Here is an 11,442-nt window from a genome sequence, read left to right as displayed (position 1 = left end):
AAGGGTATCTTCCAATGATTTTTAATGGAAGATACCCTTCTTTTGCTTGCGTCTCACGTTTGGTATTGTTCGGTTCGCAGGACGGTGACTCGACTATTGTCACAGACCTATTTGTTTTTGTGTTTTAGCGTTGTGCTAATGGTGTCATCGCCAAAGCTTCAATCAATGGAATGACTTCTGTTTTGACTTTGTATTTTCGTTCCAAAGCTTTTTCAATGACGAAACGATTGACTTCACTGGTGGAGACTTGAGCTAACAGACGGTCTTCTTTCGCTGTTTTTTCTTGAACTAAAACAGCATCGCCTTCTGTTGTGGTGAAGAATTTAGGGAACGCTTGAATCGCAGCGTCAAAAGCGGCATACGTCATAACAGCAGAGGTTGTTTCTTCTGCAACTGGTTCAGTAGTTTCTGTAGTTGCCTTTTCTGCTTTAGCCGTAGTTTTGGCTTTGACTACTTCCTCTTGAGTACTTGTTTTAGCAACGGATGCGATTTCTTCGGCAGGTTTTGCGGGTTTGTACCAGTAGTTGGCGATTTCTTGGGTTAAATTGGTAGTGAATTGTTCCAAAAGCCCCGCTTCATTTTTTTGAATTCGTTTGATGATGGTGGTGAAGCTATCATCAACGGGAACCGTCAATACAGGAGTATCTGTAGCTTTCAAATTTTCAATTAACATCTCTTGGCTATTTTTAGGATTTAGTTTTACCGTGATCTCTAAATCATACAAGTCAGCGGCTTTCTTTTCCAAGGTGTGGAACAATTGCTGCCGGGTGTTTTCAAATGACAAGCGGAATTGATTCAGCAATTTTTGTTTTTGTTTCTTTTTCATTTATCTGCTCCTTCTACTAATAGGGTTGACAAATCATCATTGAATTGTCAGTAACTAATTTGTCATCAAGAAAAACTAGCCCCTCAATGGTAAATCCTCTCTGATTATAATGAAAAAAAATGATTTTGAAAAGCTTTATGTAAAAATGAAGAGATTTGCGAAACATTTTCTGTAATCAATGTTTCGCAAATCCCTTTAAATTAGAAGGTTGTCGTATCTGGATCTTTGGCTTTCCCAACTACGCCGTCCAGTCTGTCAATTGCTGCCATTTCTTTTTCAGAAAGTTCGAAGTCAAAGAGTTTGGTATTTTCTTTGATTCGACTTGGGGTAACAGATTTTGGTAATGGTAAGAAGCCATGCTGTAAAGACCACCGCAAAGCGATTTGGGCGATAGATTTCTTATGGGTTTCAGCGATGGTTTTCATTTCTGATACATCAAAGATTTTCCCTGTACCTAATGGACTATAGGCTTCTAATAAAATATCGTTGTCTAAGCAGTAGTTGACAACATCTGCTTGTTTTTCCCCAGGAGCTAGGAAGATTTGGTTCACCATCGGCATGATTTTAGCGGTTTTCTTTAATTCTTCCAGATGATGGGGTTGGAAGTTGGAAACCCCGATTGCTTTAATTTTCCCTGCTTTATACAACTCTTCCATTGCTCGCCAAGTTTCGGCATTCGCTTCTTGCCAATGATCCCGAAAATCAATAGGATTGGGCCAATGAATCAAAAAGAGATCCACATAATCGGTACCTAGTTTTTTCAAAGATTCCTCAAAAGATGTCATGGTTAAATCGTAACTGTGATTTTTGTTCCAAAGTTTGGTGGTGATGAAAATTTCTTCTCGGGGTACACCACTTTCTTGCCAACCTTGGCCCACACTTTCTTCGTTTTGATAGCCTTGAGCGGTGTCAATGTGACGATAACCAGCTGCCAAAGCGGCTTTTACAGAATCTACAGCCACCTGACCATCAGGGGTTTGCCAGGTCCCAAATCCAACTACGGGAATTTTTACTCCATTGGCTAAGGTGTAAGTTGATGTTAATGAATCCATAAATTGACTTCCTCCTTTTGCTTGTTTCTTTAAGTGTAACTCAATTAAAGGAAAAAGACCGATGATTTGCTTTGCTTTCCGTGGCAAAATGAGTGACTTTTGTGTACACTAAATAGGCGAAGAAAGGAACGAAAACATTTGGATATCATGTTAAAAAAAGCAATTTTGCATATTGTAGATCGGGAATCCGGTTCGCCGGTGTTCTCACAAGTGCCTTTAGATTTGACCAAGGAATATGTGCGGGAATATTTGACTAAAAAAATTCAAAAACTTTCCAATCCTCAAACGAAAACCGGGACATTAAGTGCGGAGGCAGTATTCACCAAACTAGTAAAAGATAGCCAAGAAACTTTTACTATGGCCTCTGAGGCTATGACAGCTCGTTGGTATGAAAGTTATAGTCAAAGTGAAGATGCCCCGAGTTGTGATGTATTTGTGGTTTTGTATGAAGTGGATGTGACGCCTTATCTGGCTTTTGTGAAAGTCAATTACCATGAAGGCTATACTCACTTTGTCGAAGGGAGCGAAAAAGGAGTAGCCAATCAGCTGATCATCAACCGCGCTCTTTTAGCCAATAAAACCCAAAAAGCCGATGAAGGATTAACCGTGAACTTAGAGACATTGTTTTATGGCTTAATTGAAAAGAAATACACGTTCTCTGGTGAAAAACGCTTGTATTTTTCTACTGAAGTGATTGAATCAGAACCGCAACTTTCTTTAGAAGACAACGTCAAAGTTATTACCAAAGTCGCGGCTAAAATCGGCCAAAAATTCGAAGCGCCTCAGCACGATTTAGTGGCAGATGTAAAAGAATCCATTTATGATTCGATAGAAGAATCTGGAGAATTAGATGTAGCAATAGTGGCGGAAAAAGTTTTTAAAGACAATATTACCGCCCAAATGACTTTTAAAGAAGAAGTCGTCGAAAAAGGTTTCGTGGATCGGGCACCCTTAGTGGAAGAAGTCAAAGAATTGACTGAGAAAAAATATGGCAAGCAAAAACTACGCCTGTCTAATGGCATTGAATTAATCGTGCCTTTAGAAGTTTACCGTGACCCGAACTTGATTGAATTTATCAATAATCCTGATGGTACTATTTCCGTGACTATTAAAAATGTGGAAGATGTAATCAATCGCTTGTAAAAGGAGTTTATAATGGAACTAATTGCCGGTCTTTCCAAGCTAAAAACATTAGTAAATACCAGTTTGGCTTTTAACAAAGATGTCTATGACCAAGAACGCCTAGTAGAAATGCAAGGCATTATAAAAGACTTGGTCACCACTTACAGCACAAATCTTACAGAAAACGAAATCCAGCGTTACTTTTCTTCCGATGTGGGTTATGTAACCCCTAAAGTTGATATTCGAGCAGTAGTTTTTAATGCCCAAGGAAAATTGCTATTAGTTCAGGAAAAAAGTGATCACACTTGGGCTTTACCTGGTGGGTGGGCCGATGTAGGTTATTCCCCGGGAGAAATCGCTCAAAAAGAAACCGTTGAAGAAGCAGGGCTCGATGTGGTGCCTAAGCAATTACTAAAAGTGGTGGACAAAGCCAAGCACGATTATCCTCAAAGTTTAGAATATGTGTATAAATTTTTTATCTTATGCCAAGCCGATTCTGAGAAAGTCTCTACCGGTATTGAAACCAGTGACGTGACCTTTTTCACCGAAGCAGAAGTTGAACAGTTAGCTATTTCCGTTCAACGCAATCGACTAGCGGATTTGAAAGAACTTTTCGCTTTTTACCGTAATCCGTGGCAAACTACCCAATTTGATTAACTAAGTCGTCTCGAATGGGACGGCTTTTTTTGATTAGCTTGTGACATTTTCCTTTTTTTTATCCGCTAAATTGGTTCCGAGTCAAGATAATTGACTTTGACTAAATTTGACCTATAATAAAGTCAGCTCAAGATAACTAACTATTAGTAAGAAATATTTGTTGTTGCGAGAGCAAATTTTTTACATTCGGTCAAGGGGAGCCTATAATAGTTACGTAAGAGCCAAGATAACTTGACCCAGTGACTCGGCAAACCCGAGTAGATTTGGAGGGAAAAATAATGGCAAAAGAACATTATGACAGAAGTAAACCCCATGTTAATATTGGGACGATTGGACACGTTGACCACGGGAAAACTACATTGACTGCGGCGATTACCACGGTTTTAGCCAAAAAAGGATTAGCCAACGCGCAAGATTATGCGGCAATTGATGCGGCACCAGAAGAACGAGAACGGGGTATCACCATTAACACCGCTCACGTGGAATATGAAACCGAAAAACGTCACTATGCTCATATCGATGCACCGGGACATGCGGACTATGTAAAGAACATGATTACCGGGGCGGCGCAAATGGATGGTGCGATCTTAGTCGTATCGGCTACTGATGGCCCAATGCCTCAAACTCGTGAACATATCCTGCTTGCTCGTCAAGTAGGGGTAAAATACATCATTGTCTTCTTGAATAAAGTTGACTTAGTAGATGATGATGAACTCTTAGACTTAGTCGAAATGGAAGTCCGGGAACTCTTAACAGAATATGGTTTCCCCGGCGACGATATTCCTGTACTGAAAGGTTCTGCTCTAAAAGCACTAGAAGGCGATCCAGAACAAGAAGCAGTGATTATGGAACTGATGGACACAGTAGACGAATACATTCCAACGCCAGTTCGGGATACAGACAAACCATTCTTATTGCCAATTGAAGATGTGTTCACTATTACAGGTCGTGGAACGGTTGCCTCTGGTCGGATTGAACGAGGTACCGTCAAAGTCGGCGAAGAAGTGGAAATTATCGGAATTAAGCCAGAAACCCAAAAAGCCGTCGTAACCGGTTTGGAAATGTTCCGTAAAACATTGGACTTTGGGGAAGCCGGCGACAATGTGGGAGTCTTATTGCGAGGCATCAACCGGGATCAAGTTGAACGTGGGCAAGTATTAGCAAAACCAGGTTCAATCACCCCTCATACGAAATTCAAAGGGGAAGTTTACGTGTTGACCAAAGAAGAAGGCGGGCGCCATACCCCATTCTTCAATAACTATCGACCACAATTTTATTTCCATACCACTGATGTAACAGGGAACATTGCCTTGCCAGAAGGAACAGAAATGGTAATGCCTGGGGATAATGTCACCATTGATGTGGAATTAATTCATCCAATTGCCATTGAAAAGGGAACAACCTTCTCCATTCGTGAAGGTGGTCGGACTGTGGGCTCTGGTATTATTACCGATATTGAAGCCTAATCAGTTGAAACGAGCGCAATCCCAGTGGTTGCGCTCGTTTTTTGGTATACTTTAAAAAGAGAGCTTTCAATGAAAAACAATGAAGGAGGAAGCTATGAAGACAATTATTATTGGAGGCACTGCAGCCGGAACCAGTGCTGCGGTAAAAGTCCAAAAACTAGCAGAAAACCCAGAAGTGGTCATTTATGAAAAAGGGGACATGGTCAGTTTTGGTGCTTGCGGCTTGCCCTATTATATCGGGGATTATTTTCAAGATGCCAATCAAATGATTGCCCGAGAAAAAGCTGCCTTTGAAAAACAAGGAATCGCTGTTAAGTTGCATCATGAAGTGGTGGCGGTGGATACTAATTCTAAAACGGTGCGGGTGAAACCAGCAACAGGAGAGGAATTTGTAGATAGTTACGACAAGTTAATGGTAGCTACCGGATCTGCGGTCATCTTACCTCCAGTCAGTCGCGTGGATTTTGATAATTTGTTTACCGTGAAGACGATGGAAGATGGCAAACGTCTAAAAGAGCGCTTGTTGGACAAAGAGATTCAAAAGGTGACGGTTGTAGGCGGTGGTTACATTGGTGTGGAAATTGTGGAAGCTCTTTTGCATTTAGATAAAGAGGTTCAGCTAATTCAATTGGAAGACAACTTGTTGCAAGATAGCTTTGACTCAGAAATCAATGAGTTGATGGCAGCCAAAATGCGAGCTGCTAAAGTGGATTTACATTTAAGTGAAACCGTTAAAGACTTCGAAGGGGAACAAGCCATTCAATGGGTAGTCACCGATAAAGGACGTTACAAAACAGATTTAGTCGTGGTAGCCATCGGGGTTCGTCCTGCCACCGGTTTCTTAGGCAAAGAATTTGCCACTTTGAAAAACGGTGCTTTAATTGTGGACAATCAAGGCCGAACCAATGTCCCTGATGTGTGGTCTGCAGGAGACTGTGCCACGGTGGATTTCTTAAATACTGGGGAAAAGCGCTACATTCCTCTAGCAACTGGCGCTAATAAATTAGGACGGGTAGCAGGTGAAAGCATGGCTGGATTAGACACTATCTATCCTGGCTCTTTAGGAACTGCCGGTGTGAAATTTCAAGAGTTGGAAATGGCCCGCACTGGTTTAACAGAACGAGAAGCTAAAGAATTAAACTTGAATTATAAAGCAATTGTAATCAACGATAAAAATCAAACTGACTATTACCCTGGTCAAAAAGATATTCGGATTAAGTTGATCTATGAAGCGGACACACGCAAGATTTTAGGCGGTCAAATCGCCGGAGAAAATGGAGCTGGCCTACGAATTGATACGTTAGCGGCTGCGATTACCGGTGGGCTGACGACCGAAACCTTAGGACTGCTGGACTTAATGTATGCACCACCATTTGCTCGCACCTGGGATGCTTTAAATATCGCAGGTAACGTAGCAAAATAAACGAAAAAAGAAACTGGTTTTCCATTGGAAGATCAGTTTCTTTTTTTTATTTTAAGCATTGTTTTCTTTTAAAGTTTGATAAAGAGGAAGCAAGCTGAGATAGGTTTCTTTCATATAGTCAAGGGCTTTATCGGGATTTTGCCATACATTATCTGCTGCGGGAAGTGTACGGCCAATTTGAAATTCCGCTTTTTTTATTTTGGCAAAGCGTTCTAATGAAGTGGCAAGATTTTCATCCGTAGCTGGGAGAATTGTATTTTTGGTATGGTCAGTATTAAGCATCGTATCTTCTGGCAAACTGTCAAAGAGTTCTAGCTGATTTAATAGGGTTTGGGCATACTGAACTTGTTGCTTTGGCTGGTCAATCATAGATAACCACAAGAAGACATGATCTGGCCAAATACCAATTTGAAAGTGAGGGGCCATCTTATAGCCTCGTTTGCCTTCACTAAAAGCGGCCCAAGTATTTTCTGGGGGATGGACACTACGCCTGCGATGTTGAGCAATGTGTAAATAAAAAGATGCGTTTAATTTCTGATTAAATAATGGCAAAAGTTCATTCCCAATGGTTTGAAAAACAGGCTGAATTTCACTGCGAATGGCGTTCATTCGCGATTCTAAGCCCGGTACTTGAAAAACAGAAAAGCTTTCTTCGGTAAACATATTCTTCTCCTTAAATTTTTTAGAAATAATTTTACGCTACAAGTAGCAGTGTATCATAAAGTGCTTTTTAAGGGAGGGGAGGTGTTTGGATGAGAAGAGAATATTTAAACAGAGTAATTTCTGAAAAAATAATCTTATACAAATGTTTAAACGGGTTAATTTACAAGGAAACTTGTAGACTGGCTTTTTTACGGTTATTTAGAAAAGCCAGTTCACAAATTTCCTTAAATTTCACAAAAGAAGCTAGGCATTTCTGGTCAAAAAAACTCAAAACAGTTAGTATGTAGGATATCAAAAAAGTTTGGAGGGGCTGCCCTTGATAAAAAAAATCTTCAAGATTATGGCGAAACTCCTCTTGTTAGTCCTACTCTTTGGGATGGTGGCGCTAGGAGTGCGTAACTACAAGATTTTAAAAGATGTTCATCAATATGACAGTGAAGTAGCTGCAGCGGTAGAGAAGTATGGAATTTCCCAATATGCTGACTTAGCTTCGGCGATTATTTATACAGAAAGTAAAGCTCAAACAACAGACTTGATGCAAAGTTCGGAAAGCCGTTATGGTGAGACAGATCAAATCACTTCCAAAGATGAAAGCATTGATGCCGGAGTTTCCTTTTTGGCACAAGCGATAAAAAAAGCAGAAGAACAAGGGTGTGATTTGTCTACGGGGATTCAAGCCTATAATTTTGGTTTGGATTACATCGACTATGTAGCCGAAAAAGGTGGTAAAAACTCTTTGAAATTGGCAGAAACCTATTCGAAGGAAGTGCTGGCTCCCCAATTAGGTAATGAGGAGCAAACGCAATATCGCTATTGGGGATTGTTCTCTGTTTTTTATAACGGTGGCTTTCTCTATCATAATGGGGGAAACATCTTTTATGCGAAAAATGTTCAGTGGAACCAGTGGAAATACAATGCCACAAATTTTCTGTTTTGAATGGGCAGGACAATTCGGTTATGATAGACTAGATTTATTTGAAAGATAAGAGGTGCTAGTAGCAATGGAAAATGAAGTGAAGGAAGAAGCAAAAGGCAAAGATTGGTTTTTGCGTTTTGTTAAAGGGATGTTTATTGGTTCTGGTTTTATTCTACCGGGAGTTAGTGGGGGCGCATTAGCCGCTATTTTTGGAATTTATCAACGGATTATTTCCTTTTTAGCCCATATTACCCGTAACTTTAAAGAAAATGTATTGTTCTTTTTACCTGTAGGATTAGGTGGAGTTACGGGAGTTTTTCTACTGTCTTTTGTGGTGAGTTTTGCATTAGGTACCTATGAAAGTATCGTATTGTGGTTTTTTGTTGGTTGTATCATTGGCACTGTGCCGGCATTGTGGAAAGAAGCCGGCAAAGAAGGCCGCAGTACGCGGGATGTAGTGATTATGGTGGCAAGCTTTGTTTTAGGCTTTTTGTTCTTGTGGAAAGGCGCTGGCTTGTTCAGTCATGTGGACCAAAATTTCTTCACTTGGATTATTGCTGGAGCTTTGATTGGCTTAGGGATGATTGTCCCTGGTCTTAGCCCATCAAACTTTTTAGTTTATATGGGGATGTACAAAGCCATGTCTGATGGGATTAAAACCTTGGACTTTGGGGTGATCATTCCCATTGCCATCGGCGGATTAGCCTGTGTTTTAAGTTTATCAAAAGTGATGGATTACATTTTTAGTAAGGCTTATGCTCAATTGTTCCACTTTATTTTAGGGATTGTTTTTGCTTCTACAGTGATGATTGTGCCCACTGATTACGCTGGTTTTACAGCGGGAAACTACCTTGCTTGTGGGGCATTGTGTATTGCGGGTATTTTACTGGGAGCTTGGATGAGCCGTTTGGAAGAAAAATACAAATAAATCTTAAGAAAGGTTTATTTAAACCAAGCCAGCGATGTAATTTTTTAAAAAAAGAAAGTCTGTTATGAAAGCTTAAGAATAGTTGAAACAACCCATGCAAAATGCTTGAAAATCACCAATATTGTGTTAAAATAAACTATGTATAATTTTGTTTGTATTCAATCGCGCTGATTTCGATTAGTGCGTTTTTTTACGGCAGGAAATGCAGGTTAGAAAAGGGCGTGAGGCAAATGGCACGAATTCCCGATGCAGTAATTGATGAGATTCGGGAAAAAGTTAACATTGTGGACATTGTCGGTCAGTATGTGCAATTAAAAAAAGCCGGGAAAAATTATTCTGGTCTTTGCCCCTTTCATAATGAAAAGACACCTTCTTTTTCCGTAGCCGAAGATAAGCAGTTTTATCATTGTTTTGGTTGCGGTCGAGGTGGCAATGTCTTTAGTTTTTTGCAAGAGATTGATGGCATTAGCTTTCCTGAAGCAGTGGCAAAAGTGGCAGATTTTGAACAGATTCCTTTGGCAGCAGAATACCGTGAAGTCTCAGGTCCTGCTGAAAATTCTGAAACCCGCCAACTTATCGCATTACATGAAAAAGCACAAGAACTTTATCATCATATGCTGATGAATACAGCAGTAGGCGAGGCTGCCCTGGCGTATTTACATGAGCGGGGCTTAGATGATGAGACCATTGCTGAATTTGGTATAGGCTTTGCGCCGAATCAGCGTCAATTTTTGGAACAAGTTTTTCAAAATGAAGGCTTTGATTCTGAACTTTATGAGGCTAGTGGTCTATTTTTGACGAGAGATGATGGTAGTTTTGCTGATCGCTTTTATCAGCGAATCATGTTTCCTATCCGAGATCCTCAAGGGAAAACCATTGCCTTTTCCGGTCGTTTCTTTAAAACGGAGGCTTTTCCTGGAGAGGATCAACCAAAGTATTTGAATTCTCCGGAAACACTGCTTTTTAACAAACGGATGGTCTTGTTTAACTTTGACAAAGCCCGAGGAACTATTCGCAAAGAGAGTACTGTGTTTTTGTTTGAAGGATTTATGGATGTGATTGCCGCTTGGCGTGCCGGTGTTAAAAATGGGATTGCCAGTATGGGAACCAGTTTGACCCAGCAACAAGTGAATGCCATGGAACGTTTGGCTACTACTGTGGTGATTTGTTACGACGGAGACAATGCAGGAATTGAAGCGACTCAGCGGGGGATTGCCTTGCTTAAGGAAAACAGTCGTCTGAAAATTGACATTGCCCGTTTACCAGAAGGACTAGATCCCGATGAGTATGTCCAAAAATATGGTGGTGAGGCCTTTGCACAATTGGCAGAGCACGGCCGGGAAACAGTGTTTAGCTTTCAGCTAGATTATTATCGTAGCAAGTTTAATTTAGCTAATGAAAACGACCAATTACTTTATGTGGAAACCATGTTAAAAGAATTGACCCAAGTGGATTCTTTGATTCAACAGGATCATTACTTAACGCAACTAGCCACAGAGTTTCATTTGCAACGAGAAACGCTACAACAACAACTGGCTACTTTAAAACAACAAGCCCGTCACTTGCAAAAGACACCTGATAGAGCTTACGAAGTGCCTTATGAAGCGCCACCGGAACAGGCACCAAAAGTTGCGCCAATCACTACTCGGCCGCTAACTCAAGGGGAAAAGGCGGAACAACAACTGCTTTATCGCTTGTTTAATGAGCCTAGGCTGTTGTATCAATTAGAACAGGCTCAAGTACATTTCTTACACGAAGACTATGAAGAAATTTATCGTCTCTTTAAAGAATATTATGAGCAAAAAGGTGAGTTTGAAGTAGCCGGCTTTGTAGACTACTTGGATGATCCTGAAATTCAAAACAAAGTCATCACAATTGTCACCCTCAATTTACCCCAAGAGAGTACTGAAAAGGAAATTCAAGTACTACTCCGGGTTTTCGAGAAGACCAGACTAGCTGATAAAATTAATGAAAAAGTTATTTTGCAGCAGGAAGCAGGTCGTATCAAGAATACCCAATTGGAACTTGAGTTGGCAATTGAGATAATAAATTTACGGAAACAACTGAAGCAAACCGACATCTTTTAAGGGGGGCCTTCTGAATTATGGCTAATGAGACAAAAGATTACAACAAGGCAGTTACCGCATTTATCGCTGAAAGCAAGGCGAAAGGACAGGTCGTATACGATGATCTTTCCAATAAACTAGCAACACCATATTCCTTAGATGCTGACGGCATGGACAAACTGATCCAAAAAGTGGAAGATGCGGGTATCAGCGTGGTGGATGAAAATGGCGAACCCTCTGTGCACAGTTTAAAGAGCAATGAGAAAAAAGCCGAACAAGCCAAGCAAGAAGATCTTTCTGCCCCAACCGGTGTGAAAATCAAT

General features: G+C 40.6%; 11 protein-coding genes. 8 read left to right on the top strand and 3 right to left on the bottom strand.

Annotation, left to right across the window (positions count from 1 at the left end):
- Positions 1-124: 124 nt before the first annotated feature.
- Positions 125-826, bottom strand: a complete 702-nt coding sequence (locus tag AB5754_RS12095; protein WP_368252495.1) for a hypothetical protein — start codon at positions 824-826, stop codon at positions 125-127.
- Between the two features lie 200 nt (positions 827-1,026).
- A complete protein-coding gene (locus AB5754_RS12090) occupies positions 1,027-1,878 on the bottom strand; it encodes an aldo/keto reductase (RefSeq protein ID WP_311833409.1) in 852 nt (283 codons plus the stop codon).
- A 138-nt stretch (positions 1,879-2,016) separates the two neighbouring features.
- On the opposite strand from AB5754_RS12090, the gene AB5754_RS12085 reads away from it, so the two are divergent.
- From AB5754_RS12085 to AB5754_RS12070, 4 genes are all read left to right on the top strand, one after another.
- Positions 2,017-3,021, top strand: coding sequence for a nucleoid-associated protein (locus tag AB5754_RS12085; protein WP_368259620.1), 1,005 nt, complete (start codon positions 2,017-2,019; stop codon positions 3,019-3,021).
- 12 nt (positions 3,022-3,033) lie between these two features.
- Complete coding sequence (locus AB5754_RS12080) at positions 3,034-3,657, top strand: NUDIX domain-containing protein (RefSeq protein ID WP_368259619.1); 624 nt, start codon at positions 3,034-3,036, stop codon at positions 3,655-3,657.
- Positions 3,658-3,935: 278 nt separating this feature from the next.
- Positions 3,936-5,123 carry an elongation factor Tu gene (gene tuf, locus AB5754_RS12075; protein ID WP_311833412.1) on the top strand — a complete coding sequence of 396 codons (1,188 nt, stop codon included), beginning with the start codon at positions 3,936-3,938 and terminating at the stop codon, positions 5,121-5,123.
- Positions 5,124-5,217: 94 nt separating this feature from the next.
- Positions 5,218-6,546 carry a CoA-disulfide reductase gene (locus tag AB5754_RS12070; RefSeq protein ID WP_311833413.1) on the top strand — a complete coding sequence of 443 codons (1,329 nt, stop codon included), beginning with the start codon at positions 5,218-5,220 and terminating at the stop codon, positions 6,544-6,546.
- Positions 6,547-6,597: 51 nt separating this feature from the next.
- Here the strand turns inward: AB5754_RS12070 and AB5754_RS12065 are convergent, their stop codons facing one another.
- Positions 6,598-7,209: a DUF1054 domain-containing protein gene (locus tag AB5754_RS12065; RefSeq protein WP_368252321.1), complete on the bottom strand. Its 612-nt coding sequence runs from the start codon at positions 7,207-7,209 to the stop codon at positions 6,598-6,600.
- Positions 7,210-7,549: 340 nt separating this feature from the next.
- Between AB5754_RS12065 and AB5754_RS12060 the strand changes: the two genes are divergently transcribed.
- From AB5754_RS12060 to AB5754_RS12045, 4 genes are all read left to right on the top strand, one after another.
- On the top strand, positions 7,550-8,146 hold the full coding sequence (locus AB5754_RS12060) for a lysozyme family protein (protein WP_368252323.1): 597 nt from the start codon (positions 7,550-7,552) through the stop codon (positions 8,144-8,146).
- A gap of 64 nt (positions 8,147-8,210) precedes the next feature.
- Positions 8,211-9,053, top strand: coding sequence for a DUF368 domain-containing protein (locus AB5754_RS12055; RefSeq protein WP_368252320.1), 843 nt, complete (start codon positions 8,211-8,213; stop codon positions 9,051-9,053).
- 230 nt (positions 9,054-9,283) lie between these two features.
- Positions 9,284-11,140, top strand: coding sequence for a DNA primase (dnaG, locus tag AB5754_RS12050; RefSeq protein WP_368252319.1), 1,857 nt, complete (start codon positions 9,284-9,286; stop codon positions 11,138-11,140).
- A gap of 17 nt (positions 11,141-11,157) precedes the next feature.
- On the top strand, positions 11,158-11,442 hold a 285-nt coding region (locus AB5754_RS12045), incomplete at its 3' end, for an RNA polymerase sigma factor region1.1 domain-containing protein (protein WP_368259618.1).

The sequence above is a fragment of the Enterococcus sp. 2201sp1_2201st1_C11_2201SCRN_220225 genome, assembly GCF_040925905.1.
GTDB lineage: Bacteria > Bacillota > Bacilli > Lactobacillales > Enterococcaceae > Enterococcus_C > Enterococcus_C asini_A.
The sequence above is the reverse complement of the archived record's forward strand: the minus strand, read 5'-3'. Positions and strand labels throughout refer to the sequence as shown.

Bases quoted from the DNA above. Each gene is read 5' to 3' on its own strand.
- dnaG (WP_368252319.1), top strand. From the start codon at position 9,284: ATGGCACGAATTCCCGATGCAGTAATTGATGAGATTCGGGAAAAAGTT.
- AB5754_RS12090 (WP_311833409.1), bottom strand. From the start codon at position 1,878: ATGGATTCATTAACATCAACTTACACCTTAGCCAATGGAGTAAAAATT.
- AB5754_RS12065 (WP_368252321.1), bottom strand. From the start codon at position 7,209: ATGTTTACCGAAGAAAGCTTTTCTGTTTTTCAAGTACCGGGCTTAGAA.
- AB5754_RS12055 (WP_368252320.1), top strand. From the start codon at position 8,211: ATGGAAAATGAAGTGAAGGAAGAAGCAAAAGGCAAAGATTGGTTTTTG.
- AB5754_RS12070 (WP_311833413.1), top strand. From the start codon at position 5,218: ATGAAGACAATTATTATTGGAGGCACTGCAGCCGGAACCAGTGCTGCG.
- AB5754_RS12095 (WP_368252495.1), bottom strand. From the start codon at position 826: ATGAAAAAGAAACAAAAACAAAAATTGCTGAATCAATTCCGCTTGTCA.
- AB5754_RS12080 (WP_368259619.1), top strand. From the start codon at position 3,034: ATGGAACTAATTGCCGGTCTTTCCAAGCTAAAAACATTAGTAAATACC.
- tuf (WP_311833412.1), top strand. From the start codon at position 3,936: ATGGCAAAAGAACATTATGACAGAAGTAAACCCCATGTTAATATTGGG.
- AB5754_RS12060 (WP_368252323.1), top strand. From the start codon at position 7,550: ATGGCGAAACTCCTCTTGTTAGTCCTACTCTTTGGGATGGTGGCGCTA.